Raw genomic sequence first — 23,307 nt, 5'->3', positions numbered from 1 at the left:
TTCAGCGCATTCGCGAAGCGCGACACGCGCGCGAGCAGATCGGCGTAGGTGACGCGGGTGACGGTGCCGTCGTCGGCCTCGAAGATGATCGCGACGCGTTCGCCGTTGCCGGCTTCGACGTGACGGTCGAGGCAGTTGTACGACGCGTTGAGCTCGCCGTCGTCGAACCATTTGTAGAACGGCGCGTTGCTCTCGTCGAGCACCCTGGTGAACGGCTTGTGCCAGGTCAGGCCCTCGCGCGCGAGGCGTGCCCAGAAGCCTTCGTAATCCTGCTCGGCCTCGGCGGCCAGCGCGCGGTAGGCCGGCATGCCGGAAATGGTCGCCGCCTTCTCGAGCGCCTCGGGCGGCGCAAACTGACGGGTTTCGTGAAGAACCGATTCAATCGCAGACATCGACTACCCCTTGGTGAACATGAATCCTCTGCATGGCGGCGCGATCATGCGCGCCGCGTCTTGGCCGGCGCTTGCGCGCCGCTGTCTCCCACTCACCCGCGCGCGGCCCGGAGGCTGCACGCGATGCTGCGCCGCACCACGTCACATGACGGCGGACGTGCGGCTCGGCGATATCCACGATAAGCGCTCGAACTTACCCGTCACTTACGCGGCATCGCCGTTTCGCACGCCGGGCGGCGCCGCCTTGCGGTCTGCTTTACGCTGTTACAACCGCGACCCTACAATCCTAACTGAACTCGCCTCCCGGATTCCAGCTTGAATCGCTACGCCCTCTTCCTCATCCTGTCGATGCTGTTTGTCGGCAGCAACGTCGGTATCGGCAAGTCCATCGTCGTCTTCGTCCCGGTCGCCATCCTCGCGACGCTGCGTTTCGTGATCGCGATCGCCGTGCTGTGGCCGCTGTTCAGCCCGGTGAAGATGCGCGCGGTGCGGCGCGCGGAATGGCTGAACCTGTTCCTGCAGGCGTTCTTCGGCACCTTCATGTTCACGCTGCTGATGCTCAACGGCGTGCAGCGCACGAGCGCGGTCGCCGCCGGCGTGATCACGAGCACGATCCCGGCCATCGTCGCGCTGTTCGCGTGGCTGATCCTGCGTGAAAAACCGAACGGGCGTGCGCTCGTGTCGATCGCGCTCGCGATCGCCGGCGTCGTGACGATCAACCTCGCCAACGGCAGTGCGGGCAGTGCATCCGCGCACGGCGCCGGCGGCGCAGCGGCCGGCTCGCTGACCGGCAACCTGCTGATCCTCGGCGCGGTGTGCTGCGAATCGATCTACGTGATCCTGTCGCGCCGGCTCACGCAGACGCTCGCGCCGATCGACATCTGCGCGTACACGCACCTGTTCGGCCTGTGCCTGATGCTGCCGCTCGGCGCGACGGCGATGTGGCATTTCGATTACGCGAGCGTGCCGGCCGGTACGTGGGCGCTCGTCATCTGGTACGGGCTGTCGGCCAGCATCTTCTCGTTCTGGCTGTGGATGAAAGGCATCCGGCACGTGCCGGGCAGCCTCGCCGGCGTGTTCAGCGCGGTGCTGCCGGTCGCGGCCGCCGCGTACGGCATCGCGTTCCTCGGCGAACGTCCCACTCTCGCGCACGGCATTGCGCTCGCCTGCGTCGTCACCGGCATCGTGCTCGCGAGCCTGCGCGTGAAGCGCGTGGCAGCCACGGCGTCCTGATCCGTCCCCGGCAGCCCCGGCGCGTCGCTGCAGTCGCGCCGGCCGACGCGTTACAATAGCGCGCCTTTTTCAAGATTACCCTCGATACCCGCGCCCAGCGCCGACTCTCCACCATGTCTGCCCCGCATTCGCCCGGCTCCACCCGTCGTCCCCTGCGCCCGCTGCCCGCGCTGATCTTCATGAGCCGCTGGCTCCAGGTTCCGCTGTATCTGGGCCTGATCGTCGCGCAGGCGGTCTATGTGTTCCTGTTCCTGAAGGAAGTCTGGCACCTGCTGTCGCACGCGACCGCCCTCGACGAGATCAGCGTGATGCTCGCGGTGCTCGGCCTGATCGACGTCGTGATGATCTCGAACCTGCTGATCATGGTGATCGTCGGCGGCTACGAAACCTTCGTGTCGCGCCTCGGCATCGAGGGCCATCCCGACGAGCCCGAGTGGCTCGACCACGTGAACGCGGGCGTGCTGAAGGTCAAGCTGTCGATGGCGCTGATCAGCATTTCGTCGATCCACCTGCTGAAGACCTTCATCAACCCGGACCAGCACACGACGCACGCGATCATGTGGCAGGTGATCATCCACGTGTCGTTCCTCGTGTCGGCGCTCGTGATGGCGTGGGTCGACCGCCTGACGACCCACACGCACCCGGCCCATTTCCACGAGCCGCATGCGCCCGCCCCGGCCGTGTCCCGCGCATCGGCCGAAGCGGCCAACGCATAAACGTATTCCCCACAGTCCTCACAGAGTCTCAGCCATGACCGTCATCAAACAGGAAGACCTGATCCAGAGCATCGCGGATTCGCTGCAGTACATCAGCTACTACCATCCGCTCGACTACATCCAGGCCCTCGGCCGCGCGTACGAGCTGGAAGAGAGCCCGGCCGCGAAGGACGCGATCGCGCAGATCCTCACGAACAGCCGCATGTGCGCGGAAGGCCGCCGCCCGATCTGCCAGGACACCGGCATCGTTACGATCTTCGTGAAGGTCGGCATGGACGTGCGCTGGGACGGCGCGACGATGGGTCTCACCGACATGATCAACGAAGGCGTGCGCCGCGGTTACACGCACCCGGACAACGTGCTGCGCGCATCGATCGTCAATCCGCCGGAAGGCGCCCGCAAGAACACGAAGGACAACACGCCGGCCGTGATCCACTACGAGATCGTGCCGGGCGACAAGGTCGACGTGCAGGTTGCGGCGAAGGGCGGCGGCTCGGAGAACAAGTCGAAGTTCGTGATGCTGAACCCGTCCGACTCGATCGTCGACTGGGTGCTGAAGACGGTCCCGACGATGGGCGCCGGCTGGTGCCCGCCGGGCATGCTCGGGATCGGCATCGGCGGCACGGCCGAAAAGGCGATGCTGATGGCGAAGGAATCGCTGATGGAGCCGATCGACATCCAGGAAATCATCGCGCGCGGCCCGAAGGACTGGATCGAGGAACTGCGCGTCGAACTGCACGAGAAGGTCAACGCGCTCGGTATCGGCGCGCAGGGCCTCGGCGGCCTCGCGACCGTGCTCGACGTGAAGATCATGGCTGCGCCGACGCACGCGGCGTCGAAGCCGGTCGCCCTGATCCCGAACTGCGCGGCCACGCGCCACGCGCACTTCGTGCTCGACGGCTCGGGCCCCGCGAAGCTCGAGGCGCCGTCGCTCGACGCGTGGCCGAAGGTCCAGTGGGAGCCGAATACGGAAACCAGCAAGCGCGTCGACCTGAACACGCTGACGCCGGAAGAAGTCGCGAGCTGGACGCCGGGCCAGACGCTGCTGCTGTCGGGCAAGATGCTCACGGGCCGCGACGCGGCGCACAAGCGCATCGCCGACATGCTCGCGAAGGGCGAGAAGCTGCCGGTCGACTTCACGAACCGCGTGATCTACTACGTCGGCCCGGTCGATCCGGTGCGTGACGAAGTGGTCGGCCCGGCAGGCCCGACGACGGCCACGCGGATGGACAAGTTCACCGAGATGATGCTCGCTCAGACGGGTCTGATCTCGATGGTCGGCAAGGCCGAACGCGGCCCGGTCGCGATCGATGCGATCAAGAAGCACAAGGCGGCGTACCTGATGGCGGTCGGCGGTGCGGCCTACCTCGTGTCGAAGGCGATCCGCGGCGCGAAGGTGCTCGCATTCGAAGACCTCGGCATGGAAGCGATCTACGAATTCGACGTGCAGGACATGCCGGTGACGGTGGCCGTCGATTCGTCGGGCACGTCGGTGCATCAGACCGGTCCGAAGGAGTGGCAGGCGAAGATCGGCAAGATCCCGGTCGCAACCGCTTAAGCACGGCGACGGGAGGCCGGACGGATGTCCGGCCTTTTTACTTCTCATTCTCGTTATTGCGCGCGGCCCGTTATCCGGCGCTGATTCTCATTACCCGCGAAAGGCAGGCCCGGCAAGGCTTCGAGGCTTGGCTTTTCTCGTTCGAGCGATTATCGTTCGGTTTCTGAAGCCCCATTGAACAAGGAACAGCCATGCAAGGCGACAAGAAAGTCATCGAATACCTGAACGCCCAACTGAAGAACGAACTCACGGCGATCAACCAGTACTTCCTGCATGCGCGCATGTACAAGCACTGGGGCCTCGACAAGCTCGGCAAGCACGAATACGACGAATCCATCGGCGAAATGAAGCACGCCGACTGGCTGATCGAGCGCGTGTTCATGCTCGACGGCCTGCCGAACCTGCAGGACCTGCACAAGCTGCTGGTCGGCGAGGAAACCGAAGAGATCCTGAAGTGCGACCTGAAGCTCGAGCAGATCTCGCAGTCCACGTGCAAGGAAGCGATCGCATACTGCGAATCGGTGCGTGACTACGTGTCGCGCGAAATCTTCGAAAAGATCCTCGACGACACCGAGGAGCACATCGACTGGCTGGAAACGCAGATCGACCTGATCGGCAAGGTCGGCCTGCAGAACTACCAGCAGACGATGATGGGTTCGCCCGAGTAAGCGCCACGCTAGCCACGCCCGCCACGATCGCCACTTCGCCTTCCGCATGACGACGACGAACCAGCCAGCCGCTTCCCGGGTCCGCCCCGACGCCCCCGTCGGCATCTTCGATTCGGGGCTCGGCGGCCTGTCGGTGCTGCGCGCCGTGCGCGCGCACCTGCCCGGCGAGTCGTTCGTCTACGTCGCCGACTCGCAGCATGCGCCTTATGGTCCGCGCGACGAGGCATTCATTACGGAGCGCACGCTGGCCATCGGCGAGTGGCTCGCCCGCGAAGGCGCGAAAGCGCTCGTGATCGCGTGCAACACCGCAACGGCGCGGGCGATCGCGGCCATCCGCGAGCGCCTGGCGATCCCGCTCGTGGGTGTCGAGCCGGGCATCAAGCCGGCCGCCGCGCTGTCCGCGACCGGTGTCGCGGGCGTCCTTGCCACGCAATCGACGCTGAACAGCCCGCGCTTCCAGGCGCTGCTCGACCGCTACGGCGCCGGCCGGCGCTTCATCTGCCAGCCTGGCCACGGGCTCGTCGAAGCGATCGAGCGCGGCGACACGAACTCGCCCGCGTTGCGCGCGCTGCTCGAGCGTTACCTGCAGCCGATGCTCGACGAAGGCGCCGATACGCTGGTGCTCGGCTGCACGCACTACCCGTTCTTCACGGAAACGATTCGTGAGCTTGTCGGCGACCGTCTGACGATCGTCGACACGAGCGATGCCATCGCCCGGCAGCTCGCGCGGGTGCTCGACGAACGCGGCCTGCGCCCGCCCGCCGGCACACGTGCCGCGCCGCCCCGCTTCTGCTCGACCAGCGACGGCCTGCAATTGCGCGCACTCGCGTCGTCGCTGCTCGGCCTCGACGTGCCCGTCGAATCCGTCACCATTTCCTCGCCGAACGCGCACGCCTGCGCGACCTTCTGACGCGGGCCGGCACGCCGCCGGTTCGCCCTCTCCCGCGCGCCTCTCCTTTCAAGGGTCCGATGGCCTTAAAAAAAGCCGCACCCAGGCTTGTCAACGTCCGCAAATTTAATGATAATAATTCGCATTAACGTTAGCTATCGCAACTCATCATGATCGTCTGCGTGTGCAAGTCTGTATCCGATCGCAAGATTCGCGCGTCCCTGGCCGAAGGCGTGAGCTCTTTCGACGAGCTCCAGTTCGAACTCGGCGTGGCTACGTGCTGCGGCAAGTGCGAGGAGTCCGTGCGCGACCTGATGGCCGAGCAAGGCGTCTGCGCGAGCCGGTGCGGCGTCGAGCATCACGCTCATCCGATTCCGGTGACGTTCTACGACCGCAAGGCCGCCTGAGCGGCACCGAGCGTACCCGTTGCGGCCGCGGCCGCATTTGATGTCCGTCCGTCAGCAAGCCACCTTTCGCGCGAGCCAGCGGCTTACCTGCCAAGGAGCCTGTTATGGAATTGCTGATCGGATTCGTGACCACCGTGTGCATTTCGCTGCTGATCTTCCGCAAGTAACACCGATTCACCCGCCGCGCCCCGGGTGCGACGTCGTACTTTCAAGCTAACATGCAGGCTTCGCAATCCGCTCCTGCCGGCGTCCTGCCGGCTGTCTCACGTATGAATCCCCGGGTCATCACCGTCGCGGTCGGTGTGCTTGCCGCACATGCGATCATGCTGACGGCCGCGTGGCTTCATCGCAACGCGCCGCCGCCGAAAACGGTCGAAGTCCAGTCGATCACCGCGCAGCTCATCGCGCCTGCGCCGCCCGCGCAGCCGGTCGCGGTCGAATCGGCCGCACAACCCGCGCCGCCCAAGCCCACGCCGCGCGTGAAGCCGAAGGTCGAACCGAAACCGGTACAGAAAGCAGTCAAGCCGACGCCTCAGCCGGTCGCACAATCACCGTCTCCGACGCCCGCCCCGGCAGCCGATCCGGCACCCGCGCCCACTGCGCCCGCGGCCGCCCCCGCTGCGCCGGCGGCCGCGCCCGGCCCGGCCCGTGAGACGATGCAGGTCAGCGCGCCGAAGAACGTGTCGGCGCTCAAGTGCAGTTTCGTGAAGCCGACCTATCCGTCGATGTCGCGTCGCCGCGGCGAAACGGGCACGGCGTATGTTCACTTCGTCATCGGCTTGACGGGGAAGATCGAAAGCGTCGAGTTGCAAAAGAGCAGCGGTTACCCGCGCCTCGACGAGGCAGCGCTGGAGGCGACACGCGCCAGCACCTGCCCGCCGTACCTCGAGAACGGGCAAGCGATTCGCGCCGCCCATACGCTGCCGTTCAACTTCACGCTCGACGATTAACCTGCCTCATTCGGAAGATTCAAAGGAAACAAACATGCAAAGCTACGGTATCGCGCACGTCTGGGCGCAAGGTGATTTCGTCACGCGCGCCATCGCGATCACGCTGCTCGTGATGTCGATCCTGTCGTGGATCGTGATCATCGTCAAGGGCTGGAACGTGGTTCGCCTGAACCGTCTCACGAAGAATGCCGAGCAGGCATTCTGGCATTCGGACGATTTCGACGACGGCATCAAGAAGCTCGGGCTCGCTGCATCGACGCCGAGCGACAACCCGTTCCTCGCGCTCGCGCTGTCGGGCAAGGAAGCCGCCGATCACCACCATCAGACGCAACCGCACCTGCACGACCGCATGGACGTGTCGGACTGGGTCACGCGCTGCCTGAAGGACACGATGGACGAAGGCATCTCGCGCATGCAGGCCGGCCTTGCGATTCTGGCGTCGATCGGCAGCACGGCGCCGTTCGTCGGCCTGTTCGGCACGGTCTGGGGCATCTACCACGCACTGCTCGCGATCGGCGCAACCGGCCAGACGTCGATCGACCAGGTCGCGGGCCCGGTCGGCGAGTCGCTGATCATGACGGCCTTCGGGTTGTTCGTCGCGATTCCGGCAGTGCTCGGCTACAACGCACTGACCCGTGCGAACAAGGGTGTCGTCAGCAAGCTGCGCCGCTTCGCGCACGGCCTGCACGCCTACTTCGTGACGGGTGCGCGCCTCGCGTCGTCGTCGGCCCGCGACGGCCTGCGCCTTGCTTCGCGCGCCAGCTGAGACGGGGTGAACCATGGCAATGAACACCGGCTTCAGCGATGACGACGACGATGGCGTGATGAGCGAGATCAACATGACGCCGCTCGTCGACGTCATGCTCGTACTCCTGATCATTTTCCTCGTGACGATTCCGGCGATGCAGCACGCGGTGAAGATCGACCTGCCGCACGCAAGCAGCCAGCCCGTCGACGAAAAGCCGCAGACGGTCGACGTCGCGATCCAGGGCAACGGCACGATCCTGTGGAACGACCAGACGGTCACGCGCGAGCAGTTGCAGGCGCACATCGCCGAGGCGGCACAGCATCAACCGCAACCGGAGTTGCACCTGCGCGCCGACCGCAAGGTCGCGTATGAGCGTGTGGCCGAAGTGATGTCCGATGCGCAGGCCGGCGGCCTGACGAAGCTCGGCTTCGTGACGGAGCCGACTGCGAAGGCGAAGTAACGCACGCGCGTTGTCTCACCGGCCGCGCCTCGCCGGTAGCACCTAGCCGGCCGCGCCTAGCCGGTAGCACCCAAAGTAAAAGGCCTTCATCGCCAGATGAAGGCCTTTTTTCATGCGCACGCGGGCGCCTTCGGGCGGCGGGCTCTTCGGCGGTATCGGTTGCGCCTCGAGCAACGCAAATGCGGCTACCGTGGTCTGCACGGACTGCGCGTTCTGCCCTATCTGGCTCGCAACATATGCGGCCACCTGATTCCGCTCAGAACTTCCTTCGCGAAATGGGATTTCAATATAGGCCTGCCCGCGTGCGCATTCAAGGTCCGCGCGATTGAAACTTGCGATTGCCGGCCGCGCTTCAATGACAAAACAAATTTGCCACGACGGGCATCTTGCATTCAGGTGCCCGAAGCATCGATCGTCGCCGCTTCCTGCTTCGCGCGCTCGGGGCACCCCGGCTGTTTGTATTCGCCGTGGTCGAGTTTCTCGACCAGGTAGTCGACGAACGCGCGCACCGCGGGCGGCATGCCCTGCCGCGACACGAACACCGCATAGAGTTGCGGCACCGGAAGGGTCCAGCCCGGCATCACCGGCGACAACTGCCCCGCGCGCAGCGCGTTGCCATACATCATTTCGGGCAGCGCCGCGATGCCGAGGCCGTCGAGCACGGCCTCGCGGATCGTCATCAGATCGGCCGTTACCAGCCGCGGATCGTGCTCGTGCAAGTGACGCGTGCCGTCCGGCGCGATCAGGTTGAACACGTGCCGCCCATCGACGCTCGGCGTATCGAGCGTCTCGAAGTGCGCCAGATCGTCCGGCACAAGCGGCGGCGCATTCTGGTTCAGCAGGCTCGGCGCGCCGACCAGCATCTGCTCGGTGCGCCACAGCGGCCGCACGACGATGTTCGCGTTCTGCGGCGGCTCCGAACGCACGCGCAACGCCACGTCGATCGAATCCTCGAAGAGGTCGATCACGCGATTCGTCACACGGATGTGCACCTTCACCTCGGGATAGCGGTGCAGGAATTCGGGGAGGATGCGCGACAGCATCGTCTGCGACAACGTGACCGGCACGCTCACGCGCACCGAGCCGCGCGGCGACGCGCGCAACTGCTGAACGGCGTTCATCGCCGCCTGTGCTTCGGCGAGCATCGCCTGGCAATGCTGGTAGAACAGTTCCCCCGCCTCGGTCAGCGCGAGCTTGCGCGTCGAGCGCTGCAGCAGGCGCACGCCGAGCGCTGCTTCGAGTTCGGTCAGCCGCCGCGACAAACGCGATTTCGAGATCCCCAGCACGCGTTCCGCAGCCGAAAATCCGCCGTGTTCGACGACCTGCGAAAAGTACATGAGGTCGTTCAGGTTGTGTGCATCGATGTTCATGTCATCGTTCCAATTTCAGAACAATCCATTGCGAACCGCCGCAAATCGGACCGTAAAACGCCCAATATAATAGCGCTATGTTTCAAAAATGACGCTATTCCGATGACATCGAGGGCTTCTGCATGACGACCGCTCGCTCGCTTGACCGCACGTACCCGGCACTTCGCACAACCGAAGGCGGCGGCTTCGTGGTTCACCGCCCGTTTCCGACACGGCTGCTGATGGATTTCGATCCGTTCCTGCTGCTCGATGAAATGGGTCCCGTCGACTATGCCCCTGGCGAAGCCAAGGGTGCGCCCGCCCACCCGCATCGCGGCTTCGAGACGGTCACCTACGTGCTCGACGGGCACTTTCGCCATCGCGACTCGACCGGCCATGCCGGCACGCTCGGCCCGGGCGACGTGCAGTGGATGACGGCCGGCGCCGGCGTCGTCCACAGCGAAATGCCGGATCCCGAATTCGCGCAGGCCGGTGGCCGCTCGCACGGCTTTCAGCTGTGGGTCAATCTGCCGCGGCGCGACAAGCTGATCGCACCACGCTACCAGGAGATCCCGGCCGAGCGCATCCCGAGCGCGACGTCGCCCGACGGCCGCGCACAGGTCCGCGTGATCGCCGGCGAAGCGTTCGGCGTGCGCGCGGCAATCGAAACGCGCACGCCGATCCTCTACCAGCATTTCATGCTGCGGCCGGGCGCAACGGTCACGCAGCCGGTGCCGGCAGGTTATCGCGTGTTCGCCTACCCGCTCGACGGAACCGGCCGCTACGGGCCCGACAGGCAGCCAATCGATGCGCGGCGCATGATCGTCTACGGCGACCACGGCGACGCCGTGACGTTCGAGGCCGGCGACACGCCGCTCGACCTGCTGCTGATCGGCGGCGTGCCGCTCAACGAGCCGATCGTCCGCTATGGCCCGTTCGTGATGAATACCGAGGAAGAGATCCGGCAGGCCGTCGTCGACTACCAGACGGGCCGCATGGGCTGCATCGACGCGTGACGTCCGATCGGGGCCGCAGGTGCCGCGAAGCCGCCGGTTTTGCGTCACAATAACTTCTTGAACCACGTGGCCGCCCGCCACCAGAAGGAACTCGTCCCCTTGAACTTCGAACATCTGATCCAGATCAACTCCGACGATCCGGCCGTGCCGTCCCTCACCCGCGACCAACTCTGGGAAGGCCTCGTGCTGCGCGCCGAACAACCGCAGCTGTTCGTGATCGGCCTCGACAGCTGTGTCGTCCATGAACGGACCGACACCACGCTCGAACGCGAGCTGCACTACGGGCATGCAACCGTGCGCGACCGCGTGACGTTCATCCCGAACCAGCAAGTGCGCTACGACGTCCATGCAGCGAGCGGCGAAATCGGCGGCTCGCTGACGATGACGATCGAGGAGCGCGACGATCACGAGTTGTTCCTGCGCTTCGAATACCGCACGACGCTGACCGTCACGGACGACAGCGAGGAAGCGCGCCAGACGCACGGCATCGTCAAGGAAGCGTATCGCACGTCCGACATCGACACGGTGCGGCTGATTCGCGAATACGCACAGGGCCGCAAGGACCCCGACCCGCTCCACTGACGCTGGCGGCGGCCTGCGGGCCGCCCTTTGATTCAGACTATCGGATTTGTCACAACGATCGATAAAGAGTTTTTGTAAATGGGAATAGTTATCATTTAGAATTCATTCCATCGTATCGACAGTCACCGATCAACCGAATGACCGACACCACGCGCCCGACCACGCTGACCTTGCGCCGCACGACCGGCACCGCGAGCGCCAACCGCCAGAAAACGGCAGCGGTCACGACGCCGGCGAAACCTGCCGACACCCGCGATGGCGGCACCCGGACCCTCAGCAGCGATGCGCTGCTGCAAGGCCACAGCCACATCAGCATCGCGCACAACGGAGAGACGTATCAGTTGCGTGCCACGCGACTCGGCAAACTGATCCTGACGAAGTAACGACAGAGTATTGTGGGGACCACCTCCCTGAGAGGTGTTGGGCAGTAGCCAGCGTAACGGCTTGCACGCGAGATCTAGACCCCTTCGTGCAAACACACTCAAGCAGCCGTTGCAGCAAGCCAAGCCACTTTTTTTGGTTCTCGCACCCGGAAGAAAAAAAGCGACACGTCCTTCGACGTGTCGCTTTTTTATTGGGCGTCTGGATGCAAAAAGAAAGACGTCGCGGCTGTCGGCGCTGCAGCTTCGGCGTGTTCCGCAGCCTGGCTGGAAGGCCGCCCAGACCGCGTCAGAATCCCCAGAACATCAGCCACCACGCGCTGTCGATCACTGCCAGGGCAGCCGCGAACCACGCGAATGCCGCCAGTCGGCGCGGCCAAGCCGCATAGCGCCCCGTCACCTTCCACGCGAGCCAGCCGCTCCATACGTTCGCGCCGACCAGAATCGCGATGCGAACGTCGCTCGCCCAGCCGAGCGGCACGTGCTCGGCCCGCAGCAGCGACAGCGTCGTCGCCGACAGCCCGAGGAACACGCCGGCTCCCGCGATCGGGATCAGCGCCTGCGCGAGATGATGAAGACGCACGCGGTCGAAACGGCCGAGCATCAGCGTTGCGCCGGCCAGCAGCACGAGCAGCGCGGTGCCGTACACGAGCCCCGTGCCGACGATGTAGCTGACGATCAGCCCGCCGTCGAGCCACGAGAACACGTCGTTGCGATCGGGATAGTGCGTGAGCAGGAACCACGGTGCATTAGTCTCGAGCGGCCACGTGATGTCGTGATCGATCAGCCAGCCCGCGAGCCATTGCTTGATCTGCACGAACCACGGGCTCACCGTCCAGTGGAACGCACCGATCGCGACGCCCAGCAGCCCATAGAGGATCAGCGCCGTGTCCCACGGATTTGCCTGTTGCGCGCCGAGGCTCACGACCTCGTCGGATGGCGAGCGCCACGACAGCGCGATCGCGTCGCGGTGCCCGCTGCAACGGCCGCACATATGGCATGCGGCGGCGCCCTTCATGTTGCGCAACGGCACGAGCGGCGCGCAATTGATCGGAATCACGCGATGTCCGTGCTCGCCGTTCTTGTACGAGCGACGCCACGCATCCTCGTCGACCTTGTAACGCATCGGCGCGAGCCGCGCGAGCAGCCCGAACACACCGTTGACCGGGCACAGGTACTTGCACCACACGCGTTTCTCGCGCCCGTAAAGGACGCCGATCACGATCGCGCCGACGGTCGAGCCGCCGAGCACGAACAGCACCGCGAGCGGGTACTGGTACACGCTCACCATCTGCCCGTAGATCGTCGTGAGCCCGAATGCGACGAACGGCCAACCGCCCCACCGCATCCACCGCGGAATCGCGCGGCCACGGCCGAACTTGCTTGCAAATTCGGTCAGCGCGCCCTCCGGACACAGCACGCCGCACCAGACGCGGCCGAGCATCACCATCGACAGCAGCACGAACGGCCACCAGATGCCCCAGAACACGAACTGCGCGATCAGTGTGAGGTTGCTCCACAGATGCGCGGAATCGTCGGGCAGCGGCAACACCGCCGGCACGATGATCAGGAACGCATAGACCGCGACGACGGCCCACTGGATACCGCGGATCACTGCGCCGTGGCGCTGCATCCACTGGCCGGCCTGCGCGAGCCAGCCCGGCTTGGCTGCGGCGACCACGCTCATGCCGCGCGACCCGCAGGAACGGCGGGACGACGGCTCGCGCGCTTCATCAGCAGCCAGACCACCGCCCAGTACACCGCATAGGCGATCAGATTGGTCAGCGCCGGATGCGCCCGGTAGCCCGTCAGCGTCGCGACGAGCGAGCCGAACGTGCCGGAGTCGTCGAGAATCGCCGACGTATCCCAGACCTGCGAAATGCCGAGCGGCAGGATTTCCTTGTCGATCAGCTTGTCGACACCGGTCTGGAACAGGCCCGCGCCGAGGAACAGCAGCATCACTTCGGTGACGCGGAAGAAATGCCGCCAAGAGAAGTACTTGCCGCCGAGTTGCAGCAGATAGAACGTCAGGAACGCGAGGCCCAGGCCGATCACGACCGCGAGCATCTGACTGCCGTCCACATGCCCCGACTGACCGAAGCCGAGGCCGTACAGGAAGATCACCGTTTCGCTGCCTTCGCGAGCGATCGCGAGCGCGACCAGCACGGCGACGCCCCACCAGTTCGAGTCGCGCGTGCTCTGCTGCAGCGACTGCTCCATGTCGCGCTTGAGCGTGCGGCCGTGCCGGCGCATCCACAGCACCATCTGCACGATCAGCACGCACGCGATCAGCACCATCGCGGTCTGGAAATAGTCCTGCGCATCGCCGGACAACACTTCGGTAAAGCCGACCAGCGCGGCGCCGAGACCGATCGCCATCAGCAGGCCGACTGCCACGCCCGTCCACAGAAAGGGCAGGCCGCGGCGCGCGTCGTCGTCGCCGTTCTTCAGCCATGCATAGAGGATGCCGACGACGAGCAGCGCTTCGACGCTCTCCCGCCATACGATGAACAAGATCTGACCCATTGAATCCTCCTGACGCGCGGGGCAAGACACGCGTGCGCCCGCACGCAGATAAAACGCATTACTTCGCGACGATCACGCCCTGCGCCTGCTGGTGGAAATCGTCGAAAAACTTGTATTCGCCCGGCGACAGCGGGGCGACGACCACGAACGAATCGGCGCCCGGCGCAAGCACCTTCTCCTTGCGCAACTGCACGCTCTCGAATTCGGCGGCGCCCTTGCCGGTATTCCTGATCTCGATCTTGAAGCGCTGGCCGGCCGGCACTTCGATGCGGGCTGGATTCAGCTTGCCGTCCGTCATCTCGAGCTTGAACGTCGGCAGGTCGGCGGCGTGCGCCGCGCCGGCAAGCCACAGCGCGGCGGCCGCGGCAACGATTTTCTGGGGAAATTTCATTCTGGGTTCTCTACGCCGACGGCGTGCCGAGGCACGCCGTCCGTGATGACACCGATCAGTACCCACCCTTCTTGCCGATGCCGGCGAACGGGAAGTCGTATTCGAGGGTGATGGGTTTGAACCACGGGCCCACGCCCGTTTCCTTGTCGACGTGACGGCCGAACGCCATGTGACCCGACTGCATCGGCGGCTTGACGGTCATCGTCAGGTGATACTTGCCCGGGCCGGCCAGCTTCACGTTGTCGCCATAGTGCGGGCCGTCGCTCGCGACCATGCCCATCAGGTCGCCTTCGGCCTTCCACTTCGCGTCGCCCTGCTTCGTCAGCTTGTACGTGACCTGCAGGTACGGCATCCAGTCGCCTTCCGCGAAACCCGTCGGGTTGTTCTTGACCGCGTGGATGTCCGCCTCGAGGTGGATATCGGAATCCGACGCCTTGCGCATCATCCCTTCCGGATCCATCGTGATCGGCTGCAGGTACACCGCGCCGATTTCCATGCCGCCCTGGATCTGCTGCTTGCCGATCGGATATTCGGCCGCCGAGGCCGACATCGCGGCAAGCGCCGCCGCTACCGCAACCGACGTGCGGATGAACGAAGAACCCAACATGGACACTCCTTGTTATTTGTCTGGTGACTTGCCCGCCGCCCGCCAGGACCGCGCGCCGGAAACACTAACGCAACGAATAACGTTAATGCGAACTATTCTCAATACTTGCGGAGTTTAGCACCGAACCGGCTTCGGAACAAACGAGACACCGTGTAAACCCCTGATACGACAAGGCTTACAACGGTGTTACCGGAAGGTTTCAGCGATGTTGGGAAAGATTTACCGGCCGCCGTTGACGTGGTCGCCCACGTTCGCGCCGAACACGCGTTCCCGCAGCAGCGCAAGCTGGTCGCGCGTGGCCGCGGCCTTTTCGAACTCGAGGTTCTTCGCATAGTCGGCCATCTGCTTCTCGAGACGCTTGATCTCTTTCGCGATCTGCTTTTCCGACATGTCCTCGAACTTCGCGCGTTGCTGCGCTTCCTTCAGCTCGGCGCGTGCGTCGTCGGCGTTGTAGACGCCGTCGATGATGTCCTTGATGCGCTTCACGACGCCGCGCGGCGTGATGCCCATCTTCTCGTTGTACGCGATCTGTTTCGCGCGGCGCCGCTCGGTCTCGCCGATCGCGCGCTTCATCGATTCGGTCATCGTGTCGGCGTAGAGAATCGCCTTGCCGTTCACGTTGCGTGCCGCGCGGCCGATCGTCTGGATCAGCGAGCGCTCGGCGCGCAGGAAGCCTTCCTTGTCGGCGTCGAGAATCGCGACGAGCGACACCTCCGGAATGTCGAGGCCTTCGCGCAGCAGGTTGATCCCGACCAGCACGTCGAACGTGCCGAGCCGCAGGTCGCGGATGATCTCGACCCGCTCCACCGTGTCGATGTCGCTGTGCAGGTAGCGCACCTTGACACCGTGGTCGGCCAGAAACTCGGTCAACTGCTCGGCCATCCGCTTCGTCAGCACGGTGATGAGCACGCGCTCGCCGGCACTCACGCGCGCGTTGATCTCGGTCAGCACGTCGTCGACCTGCGAGCTCGCCGGGCGCACTTCGATCTCCGGATCGACGAGCCCGGTCGGCCGCACCACCTGCTCGGCGATCTGCCCCGTCACGCGCTGCTCGTAGTCGGCCGGCGTCGCCGACACGAACACCACCTGGCGCATCTTGCGCTCGAACTCCGGGAACTTGAGCGGCCGGTTGTCCAGTGCCGACGGCAACCGGAAGCCATAGTTGACGAGGTTTTCCTTGCGGGCGCGGTCGCCGTTGTACATGCCGTTCAGCTGGCCGATCAGCACGTGCGATTCGTCGAGCAGCATCAGCGCATCGGGCGGCAGGTAGTCGACGAGCGTCGGCGGCGGCTCGCCCGGCGCGGCGCCCGAGAAGTGTCGCGAGTAGTTCTCGATGCCCTTGCAGAAGCCGAGCTCCTGCAGCATCTCGAGATCGAAGCGCGTGCGCTGCTCGAGGCGCTGCGCCTCGACGAGCTTGCCGTCGCGATGGAAGAACTCGAGGCGCTCGCGCAATTCCTCCTTGATCGTCTCGACCGCGCGCATCACGGTGTCGCGCGGCGTCACGTAGTGCGACGACGGATACACGGTGAAGCGCGGAATCTTCTGCCGCACGCGCCCGGTCAGCGGGTCGAACAGCTGAAGCGTCTCGACCTCGTCGTCGAACAGCTCGACGCGCACGGCCAGCTCCGCGTGTTCGGCCGGGAAGATGTCGATGGTGTCGCCGCGCACGCGGAACGTGCCGCGCTGGAAGTCCTGTTCGTTGCGCGAGTACTGCATCGCGATCAGCCGCGCGATCACGTCGCGCTGGCCGAGTTTGTCGCCGGTGCGCAGCGTCAGGATCATCTGGTGGTATTCGGACGGGTTGCCGATACCGTAGATTGCCGACACCGTCGCGACGATCACCACGTCGCGGCGCTCCATCAGGCTCTTCGTCGCCGACAGCCGCATCTGCTCGATGTGCTCGTTGATCGACGAATCCTTCTCGATGAACAGGTCGCGCTGCGGCACGTACGCTTCCGGCTGGTAATAGTCGTAGTACGACACGAAGTACTCGACCGCGTTGCGCGGGAAGAACTCGCGGAATTCCGCGTAGAGCTGCGCCGCGAGCGTCTTGTTCGGCGCGAACACGATTGCCGGGCGGCCGAGCCGCGCGATCGTGTTCGCCATCGTGAAGGTCTTGCCCGAACCGGTTACGCCGAGCAGCGTCTGGAATGCGAGGCCGTCGTTGACGCCTTCGACGAGCGTGTCGATCGCGCTCGGCTGGTCGCCGGCAGGCGGATACGGCTGGTACAACTGGAACGGCGACCCCTCGAAGGTCACGAATTTCGACTCGTCGAGTGCGTCGCCGACTTCGGCGTGATGTGCGGACATGGAGTGCGGCCGGAGCGAGAGCAAAAAAAACATTCTAGCGCTTCGCGGCGTTGCGAACCGCTGACGGCTCCTGACGCGCGGCAGCCTTCCCGAATTGCAATTCGCCGCGCGATCACCGCCCCGGGCAGCGTGAATTCGCTACAATGTCAGGCTGCTGCGCTTTCCGGCGCCGTGCCCGTCGGCGGGCGGTTCGCCGCGCCCCGCCCGCCGGTTGAAAGCCTGACCCTCTTTTTACTACTGCCGAATCATCATGTCGCTCTTCTCCGCTGTCCAGCTTGCTCCCCGCGACCCGATCCTGGGCCTGAACGAAGCCTTCAACGCCGATACGCGCCCGACCAAGGTCAACCTCGGCGTCGGCGTGTACACGAACGAAGAAGGCAAGATTCCGCTGCTGCGCGCCGTTCGCGACGCGGAAAAGGCGCGTGTCGACGCCGGCCTGCCGCGCGGCTACCTGCCGATCGACGGGATCGCCGCGTACGACGCCGCGGTGCAGAAGCTGCTGCTCGGCAACGATTCGCCGCTGATCGCCGCGGGCCGCGTGGTCACGGCGCAGGCACTGGGCGGCACGGGCGCGCTGAAGATCGGCGCCGATTTCCTGCGCACCGTGAACCCGAACGTGAAGGTCGCGATCAGCGATCCGAGCTGGGAAAACCACCGCGCACTGTTCGAGGCGGCCGGCTTCGAAGTCGTCGCCTATCCGTACTACGACGCCGCCACCAACGGCGTGAACTTCGAAGGCATGCTGTCGGCGCTGAACGGCTATGCGGCAGGTACGATCGTCGTGCTGCACGCGTGCTGCCACAACCCGACCGGCGTGGACCTGACCGAAGCGCAATGGCAGCAGGTCGTCGACGTCGTCAAGGCGCGCAACCTCGTGCCGTTCCTCGACATCGCATACCAGGGCTTCGGCGAGAACATCGAGGCCGATGCCGCCGCCGTGCGCCTGTTTGCCGCTGCCGATCTGAATGCATTCGTGTCGTCGTCGTTCTCGAAGTCGTTCTCGCTGTACGGCGAGCGCGTCGGCGCGCTGTCGATCATCACGTCGAGCAAGGACGAAGCGACGCGCGTGCTGTCGCAACTGAAGCGCGTGATCCGCACGAACTACTCGAACCCGCCGACCCATGGCGGCGCCGTCGTCGCGGCCGTGCTTGCGTCGCCGGAACTGCACGCTTCGTGGGTGCAGGAACTCGGCGAAATGCGCGACCGTATCCGCGCGATGCGCAACGGCCTGGTCGAGCGCCTGAAGGCGAGCGGCATCGATCGCGACTTCAGCTTCATCAATGCGCAGCGCGGGATGTTCTCGTATTCGGGCCTGACCTCGGCACAAGTCGATCGCCTGCGTGAAGAATTCGGCATCTACGCGGTCGGCACCGGCCGAATCTGCGTTGCCGCGCTGAACACGCGCAACCTCGATGCGGTCGCCAATGCGATCGCAGCGGTGCTGAAGTAAGCCGGCGTCGGCGGGCAGCAGCCCGCCGTGCCGAAACAAAAAACGCGCTCCCCGGAGCGCGTTTTTTCATGCCGCTACACTGCCGGCAAATGCGGGCTGCAGCACGAACGGCGCGGCCGCTCGAACCGACGGCCGTTACCGTTACTGCATGAACCACCCGTGACTGACGACGACCGACTGGCCCGTGAGCGCGGCGCTCGGGAACGCCGACAGGAACAGCACCGTCTGCGCGACGTCCTGCACTGTCGTGAACACGCCATCGACCGTGTTGCCGAGCATCACCTTCTTCACCACTTCCTCTTCGCTGATCCCGAGCTCCTTCGCCTGCTCCGGAATCTGCTTGTCGACCAGCGGCGTGCGCACGAAGCCCGGACACACGACGTGCGAGCGCACGTTGTGCTTCGCGCCTTCCTTCGCCAGCACGCGCGCGAGGCCGAGCAGCCCGTGCTTGGCCGTCACGTACGCCGACTTCAGCGGCGACGCTTCGTGCGAGTGCACCGAACCCATGTAGATCACGACGCCGCCGCGATCGTCCTTGTACATGTGCTTGAGCGCGGCCTTGGTCGTCAGGAACGCGCCGTCGACGTGGATCGCCTGCATCTTCTTCCAGTCGGAGAACGAATAGTTCTCGATCGGATTGACGATCTGGATGCCCGCATTCGATACGAGGATGTCGACCGAGCCGAACGTTTCGGCCACCTTGTCGATACCGCTGTTGACCGCTTCCTCGCTGGTCACGTCCATCGCGACGCCGATCGCCTTGCCGCCCGCCTTGTTGATCTCGTCGGCAACCGCGTTTGCGCCGTCCTGGTTCAGGTCGGCGATCGCGACGGCGGCGCCCGCCTTCGCGAGCTCCAGTGCGATTTCCTTGCCGATGCCGCTCGCGGCGCCCGTGACGACTGCGGTCTTGCCGCTCAGATCTGCTGCCATGTCCGTCTCCTTCCGTTATCGGATCGAAAAAGCGCGCCCCGCTGCATCCGCTTTCATTGCGGTCATGCGGACGGGCCAGCCGCTATTGTGCACGATCGGCCCCGCCGTTCGCGCGCAAAACGTCTAAGCTAAAGGTCGGTTCCGAGTTGCGGAGATTCTCATGCACTATCGACGGCTAGGCCGCTCCGGCCTCCAGATCAGTGAGCTTTCGCTCGGCTCGTGGGTCACCTACGGCAACCAGGTCGATCAGCGGGTAGCCCGCGAGTGCCTTGCGGCGGCCCGCGATGCGGGCGTCAATTTCTTCGACAACGCCGAGGTCTACGCGGGTGGTAAATCCGAGGAAATCATGGGCCAGGCGCTCAAGTCGCTCGGCTGGCCGCGCGTGAGCTACCTCGTGTCGACGAAGTTCTTCTGGGGGCTCGCGGAAGCGCCGAACCAGTACCACACGCTGAACCGGAAATATCTGCTGAATGCGATCGACGGCTCGCTGCGGCGGCTGCAGCTCGACTACGTCGACCTCGTGTACTGCCATCGCCCCGATCCGAACACGCCGATCGAGGAGACCGTCTGGGCGATGAGCGACATGATCGTACGCGGCAAGGCGCTGTACTGGGGCACGTCCGAATGGAGCGCCGACGAGATCCGCGCCGCGTACGAAATTGCCGAGCGGCACCATCTGCACAAGCCGGTCGTCGAGCAGCCGCAGTACAACCTGTTCCACCGCACCCGCGTCGAGCAGGAATACGCGCGCCTGTATGACGACTACGGCCTCGGCCTGACGACCTGGAGCCCGCTGGCATCGGGGCTGCTCACCGGCAAGTACCGCAACGGCGTACCGCCGGGCAGCCGCGCGCAACTGCCGGGCTACGACTGGTTGCGCGCGCGGCTGACGGATCCGGCCAGCAACGACGTGGTCGAGCGGCTCGGCGCGATCGCGGCCGAGCTCGGCTGCAGCACAGCCCAGCTCGCGATCGCATGGGTGCTCGCGAATCCGTGCGTGAGTTCTGTCATTACGGGCGCGTCGCGGATCGAGCAGATCGAAGACAACATGCGCGCGCTCGACGTTGCCCCGAAGCTGACTCCGGAGGTCAAGCAGCGTATCGAGGAGGCCCTCGGCGACGCATATGAGTAAGGCGACTCATGCCCACTCGCGTACAATACGCGGCCGCATCGGTGCGCGGCCCGCCGGCCACGCGCGATCGTCCGTTTTCATCGATTCATCCTTCGTTTCAGGCAGCCAGCCATGCTCAGTTATCGTCACGGTTTTCATGCAGGCAACCACGCGGACGTGCTCAAGCACGCCGTCGTCGTCCAACTGCTGCGCTACCTGAACAAGAAGGACAAGTCGTACTGGTACATCGACACGCACGCCGGCGCCGGCGTGTATTCGCTGCGCGACGGTTATGCCGCGAAGACGGGAGAGTTCGACACCGGGATCGGGCCGCTGTGGAACGAGAAGGACCTGCCCGAGGTGCTCGGTGATTACGTCGACGAGGTGCGTGCGCTGAACGACGATGGCGAGCTGCGCTACTACCCGGGCTCCCCGTATCTCGCATGGCGATCGATGCGCGAGCAGGACCGGATGCGCCTGTTCGAAATGCACACGACGGAAATCGACGTGCTGCGTCACAACTTTCGCGACGCGGGGCGCCGCGCGATGATTTTTGCCGGCGACGGCTTCGAGGGCATCAAGGCGCTGCTGCCGCCCCCGCCGCGACGTGCACTCGTGCTGATCGATCCGTCCTATGAGGACAAGAAGGACTACGCGCGCACGGTGACCTGCGTAACGGAATGCCTGAAGCGTTTCGCGACCGGTTGTTATGCGATCTGGTATCCGCAGGTCGCGAGGGCGGAGTCGCAGCGTTTTCCGGAACAGCTGAAGCGCCTGCAGCCGAACAACTGGCTGCATCTGACGCTGACGGTATCGAATCCGCCGGCAGACGGCCTGGGCCTTTACGGCAGCGGAATGTTCATTCTGAATCCGCCGTACACGCTCGCGCAGAGCATGAACGAAGCGCTGCCCTATCTCGTCGAACACCTAGGACAGGACAGCGGCGCCCGGTGCCAGATCGAGCATCGCGGGAACTGAACGGACGTCCTGACGTTAAGGTTGCGGTCTCGGCGTAGGTCGCGGCTGATTGGCCGGCGACGCGCCCCAGCCCGGCACATTGATATACGGCGCGACAAACAGCGGGATCGATGAATTCGATCCCTGCCCGACCGGCGCTCTCATGCCTGCCGGCTCGACGATCGGCTCGGACGATAACGGAGCCGTTTGCAACACCAGGCCGCCCTTGCCATCCTGAATCCCGTGTTGCGTATCGAGAATCAGCGGTTTGGACGACGTCGCCGCACCGGCCGTCACGCCGTGAGCGAGCAGGACGGCCCCCAGAACGAGACGCGCGCGGAAAACGGCACGCACATCGAGACGCAAGCGCATGGTCGTATTCTTCCGGTTGAAAAACAGGCCCATACCATAGCGCCGCGCGGACTATTTCGCCAGATCAACCGCACAAAAAAACAAAGCCCCGTCAATACGGGGCTTGCTTTTCGTTCGGTGCCACACGGCACCTGACGGTGACTCGGATTACAGCGAGTAGCCGTTGGTTTCGAGCGAACGGATGCGGCTCTCGAGCTGGACGATGTCCGACGACGAGGCCAGGTATGCCTCACGGCGTTCACGTTCTGCGGATTCGAACCAGTTGCTCAGCTTTTCGACGATGTAGGCGATCATGATGTTCTCCAAGGAAGGGGGACCCCTGGCGAATCGAGATTCAGGGATTTCCCGTATAGGGTTATCCCGAATTATAGCGATGCCGCACCAAGATGCTAGTGAAATGCTTGCATGGACTCCATTCCGTTTTGGAATGGTTTATGAAGTATCCGCGTTAACCCGTTGATTTTTATGCAAATTGAATCGCAGAGCACTTTCGCCCTAGAGGGCATGCACTAATCTGGTTCATCGACCGGTTCGGCCAAGCGCGCCAAAATCGGGCATTCAGGCCGATCGTCACCATGGCAGTGCGCGGCGAGATCGGCGAGCGTGTTGCGCATGTCGCTCAATTCAGCGATGCGCTTGTCGAGTTCGGCCACATGTTCGAGGGCAATCGACTTCACCTCGACGCTGGCGCGGGAGCGGTCCTGCCACAGCATCAGCAGCTTGCGGATATCCTCGACGAGAAATCCCAGCCGCCGCGCCTGGCGAATGAAGCGCAGAATGTGGACTTCGTCCGGTCCGTAGATCCGGTATCCGGCGTCGCTACGCTTGCTCGGCGCAAGAAGCCCGACCTGTTCGTAGTACCGGATCATTTTTGCGCTGACGCCGGATTCGCGCGACGCGTCGCCGATATTCATTCCCTGCCCTCGCTCTTCATCAACCACCGCATCTGACATGAACGCCGAGGCAAGCAGCCATCGACGACCCTTCGATCGTATCAAATCGCGAGGCCTCGTTCCGGCGCGAGCGCTGACGGCGGAATCGATGCCAATTCGAATGAGTTTATTGAGATAGATTGCGGCGTGGTCTGCCGACTCGAGACAGCATGCAGTGTGCAAGACATGGACGATTCGTTGCCGTCTCGCCTGTTTGCGCCGCTCAAATGCAAAAACCCCCGCCTTTCGGGCGGGGGTTTCTGGCTTGAGGGGAGCCTGACGATTACCTACTTTCACACGGGAATCCGCACTATCATCGGCGTAGAGTCGTTTCACGGTCCTGTTCGGGATGGGAAGGGGTGGGACCGACTCG

26 protein-coding genes and 1 rRNA gene are annotated in these 23,307 nt (G+C 64.5%); 15 read left to right on the top strand and 12 right to left on the bottom strand.

What is annotated here, in order from left to right:
- Positions 1-392, bottom strand: a 392-nt coding sequence (locus tag HW466_RS30485; protein WP_279610395.1) for an acetyl-coenzyme A synthetase N-terminal domain-containing protein, incomplete at its 3' end; no start/stop codon positions are given.
- Positions 393-707: 315 nt separating this feature from the next.
- On the opposite strand from HW466_RS30485, the gene HW466_RS30480 reads away from it, so the two are divergent.
- From HW466_RS30480 to HW466_RS30440, 9 genes are all read left to right on the top strand, one after another.
- The gene (locus HW466_RS30480; protein WP_151005982.1) at positions 708-1,625 is read left to right on the top strand and encodes a DMT family transporter; all 918 of its coding nucleotides are present in this window, start codon (positions 708-710) and stop codon (positions 1,623-1,625) included.
- 113 nt (positions 1,626-1,738) lie between these two features.
- Complete coding sequence (locus HW466_RS30475) at positions 1,739-2,341, top strand: TIGR00645 family protein (RefSeq protein WP_059449477.1); 603 nt, start codon at positions 1,739-1,741, stop codon at positions 2,339-2,341.
- Positions 2,342-2,375: 34 nt separating this feature from the next.
- Positions 2,376-3,899 carry a fumarate hydratase gene (locus HW466_RS30470; RefSeq protein WP_059449476.1) on the top strand — a complete coding sequence of 508 codons (1,524 nt, stop codon included), beginning with the start codon at positions 2,376-2,378 and terminating at the stop codon, positions 3,897-3,899.
- Between the two features lie 191 nt (positions 3,900-4,090).
- A complete protein-coding gene (bfr, locus tag HW466_RS30465; protein WP_006482753.1) occupies positions 4,091-4,567 on the top strand; it encodes a bacterioferritin in 477 nt (158 codons plus the stop codon).
- Between the two features lie 46 nt (positions 4,568-4,613).
- Positions 4,614-5,477, top strand: coding sequence for a glutamate racemase (gene murI, locus HW466_RS30460; RefSeq protein ID WP_151005983.1), 864 nt, complete (start codon positions 4,614-4,616; stop codon positions 5,475-5,477).
- A gap of 149 nt (positions 5,478-5,626) precedes the next feature.
- Positions 5,627-5,863 (top strand): (2Fe-2S)-binding protein, encoded by a 237-nt coding sequence (locus HW466_RS30455; RefSeq protein WP_011885486.1) that lies wholly within the window; start codon positions 5,627-5,629, stop codon positions 5,861-5,863.
- Positions 5,864-6,081: 218 nt separating this feature from the next.
- Positions 6,082-6,813, top strand: coding sequence for an energy transducer TonB (locus HW466_RS30450; protein ID WP_059805408.1), 732 nt, complete (start codon positions 6,082-6,084; stop codon positions 6,811-6,813).
- A 34-nt stretch (positions 6,814-6,847) separates the two neighbouring features.
- The gene (locus HW466_RS30445; protein WP_151004393.1) at positions 6,848-7,579 is read left to right on the top strand and encodes a MotA/TolQ/ExbB proton channel family protein; all 732 of its coding nucleotides are present in this window, start codon (positions 6,848-6,850) and stop codon (positions 7,577-7,579) included.
- Positions 7,580-7,592: 13 nt separating this feature from the next.
- Positions 7,593-8,021 (top strand): ExbD/TolR family protein, encoded by a 429-nt coding sequence (locus HW466_RS30440; protein ID WP_006754473.1) that lies wholly within the window; start codon positions 7,593-7,595, stop codon positions 8,019-8,021.
- A gap of 392 nt (positions 8,022-8,413) precedes the next feature.
- Here the strand turns inward: HW466_RS30440 and HW466_RS30435 are convergent, their stop codons facing one another.
- A complete protein-coding gene (locus tag HW466_RS30435) occupies positions 8,414-9,391 on the bottom strand; it encodes a LysR family transcriptional regulator (protein WP_059449472.1) in 978 nt (325 codons plus the stop codon).
- Positions 9,392-9,513: 122 nt separating this feature from the next.
- Between HW466_RS30435 and HW466_RS30430 the strand changes: the two genes are divergently transcribed.
- From HW466_RS30430 to hemP, 3 genes are all read left to right on the top strand, one after another.
- The gene (locus tag HW466_RS30430) at positions 9,514-10,386 is read left to right on the top strand and encodes a pirin family protein (RefSeq protein ID WP_151004391.1); all 873 of its coding nucleotides are present in this window, start codon (positions 9,514-9,516) and stop codon (positions 10,384-10,386) included.
- Between the two features lie 99 nt (positions 10,387-10,485).
- The gene (locus HW466_RS30425) at positions 10,486-10,968 is read left to right on the top strand and encodes an SRPBCC family protein (RefSeq protein WP_151004389.1); all 483 of its coding nucleotides are present in this window, start codon (positions 10,486-10,488) and stop codon (positions 10,966-10,968) included.
- Between the two features lie 137 nt (positions 10,969-11,105).
- Positions 11,106-11,351 carry a hemin uptake protein HemP gene (gene hemP / locus HW466_RS30420; protein WP_059449469.1) on the top strand — a complete coding sequence of 82 codons (246 nt, stop codon included), beginning with the start codon at positions 11,106-11,108 and terminating at the stop codon, positions 11,349-11,351.
- 286 nt (positions 11,352-11,637) lie between these two features.
- Here the strand turns inward: hemP and HW466_RS30415 are convergent, their stop codons facing one another.
- The 5 genes from HW466_RS30415 to uvrB all read right to left on the bottom strand — a co-directional run bounded on the left by HW466_RS30415 (position 11,638) and on the right by uvrB (position 17,182).
- A complete protein-coding gene (locus HW466_RS30415) occupies positions 11,638-13,035 on the bottom strand; it encodes a 4Fe-4S binding protein (RefSeq protein ID WP_059449468.1) in 1,398 nt (465 codons plus the stop codon).
- Positions 13,032-13,874, bottom strand: a complete 843-nt coding sequence (locus tag HW466_RS30410) for an FTR1 family iron permease (RefSeq protein WP_059501247.1) — start codon at positions 13,872-13,874, stop codon at positions 13,032-13,034. Before HW466_RS30410 ends, HW466_RS30415 begins: the two co-directional genes overlap by 4 nt.
- A 58-nt stretch (positions 13,875-13,932) precedes the next feature.
- Entirely contained in the window at positions 13,933-14,265 is a 333-nt protein-coding gene (locus HW466_RS30405) for a cupredoxin domain-containing protein (RefSeq protein ID WP_006760846.1), read from the bottom strand.
- Positions 14,266-14,320: 55 nt separating this feature from the next.
- The gene (locus tag HW466_RS30400) at positions 14,321-14,872 is read right to left on the bottom strand and encodes an iron transporter (protein ID WP_059449465.1); all 552 of its coding nucleotides are present in this window, start codon (positions 14,870-14,872) and stop codon (positions 14,321-14,323) included.
- A gap of 219 nt (positions 14,873-15,091) precedes the next feature.
- Positions 15,092-17,182, bottom strand: coding sequence for an excinuclease ABC subunit UvrB (gene uvrB, locus HW466_RS30395; protein ID WP_059771377.1), 2,091 nt, complete (start codon positions 17,180-17,182; stop codon positions 15,092-15,094).
- A 250-nt stretch (positions 17,183-17,432) separates the two neighbouring features.
- Between uvrB and HW466_RS30390 the strand changes: the two genes are divergently transcribed.
- Positions 17,433-18,632 (top strand): amino acid aminotransferase, encoded by a 1,200-nt coding sequence (locus tag HW466_RS30390; RefSeq protein WP_059771380.1) that lies wholly within the window; start codon positions 17,433-17,435, stop codon positions 18,630-18,632.
- Positions 18,633-18,773: 141 nt separating this feature from the next.
- On the opposite strand, the gene HW466_RS30385 is transcribed toward HW466_RS30390, so the two are convergent.
- On the bottom strand, positions 18,774-19,562 hold the full coding sequence (locus HW466_RS30385; RefSeq protein WP_059536022.1) for a 3-hydroxybutyrate dehydrogenase: 789 nt from the start codon (positions 19,560-19,562) through the stop codon (positions 18,774-18,776).
- A gap of 160 nt (positions 19,563-19,722) precedes the next feature.
- Here HW466_RS30385 and HW466_RS30380 point away from each other — a divergent pair, with 160 nt between their 5' ends.
- Positions 19,723-20,694, top strand: a complete 972-nt coding sequence (locus HW466_RS30380) for a potassium channel beta subunit family protein (RefSeq protein WP_151004387.1) — start codon at positions 19,723-19,725, stop codon at positions 20,692-20,694.
- A gap of 111 nt (positions 20,695-20,805) precedes the next feature.
- Positions 20,806-21,651: a 23S rRNA (adenine(2030)-N(6))-methyltransferase RlmJ gene (locus HW466_RS30375; protein WP_059450702.1), complete on the top strand. Its 846-nt coding sequence runs from the start codon at positions 20,806-20,808 to the stop codon at positions 21,649-21,651.
- Positions 21,652-21,666: 15 nt separating this feature from the next.
- Here the strand turns inward: HW466_RS30375 and HW466_RS30370 are convergent, their stop codons facing one another.
- The 4 genes from HW466_RS30370 to rrf form a co-directional block, all read right to left on the bottom strand.
- Entirely contained in the window at positions 21,667-22,035 is a 369-nt protein-coding gene (locus HW466_RS30370; protein ID WP_151004385.1) for a hypothetical protein, read from the bottom strand.
- A 114-nt stretch (positions 22,036-22,149) separates the two neighbouring features.
- Positions 22,150-22,296, bottom strand: coding sequence for a DUF3563 family protein (locus HW466_RS30365; RefSeq protein ID WP_081053322.1), 147 nt, complete (start codon positions 22,294-22,296; stop codon positions 22,150-22,152).
- Between the two features lie 215 nt (positions 22,297-22,511).
- A complete protein-coding gene (cueR, locus tag HW466_RS30360; RefSeq protein WP_060348957.1) occupies positions 22,512-22,916 on the bottom strand; it encodes a Cu(I)-responsive transcriptional regulator in 405 nt (134 codons plus the stop codon).
- 292 nt (positions 22,917-23,208) lie between these two features.
- A 5S ribosomal RNA gene (rrf, locus tag HW466_RS32370) occupies positions 23,209-23,307 on the bottom strand; the annotation flags it as partial.

It is taken from the genome of Burkholderia territorii (genome assembly GCF_902833055.1).
In the GTDB taxonomy this organism is placed as follows: Bacteria; Pseudomonadota; Gammaproteobacteria; order Burkholderiales; family Burkholderiaceae; genus Burkholderia; species Burkholderia territorii.
This window is presented reverse-complemented; position numbering and strand designations above follow the sequence as displayed.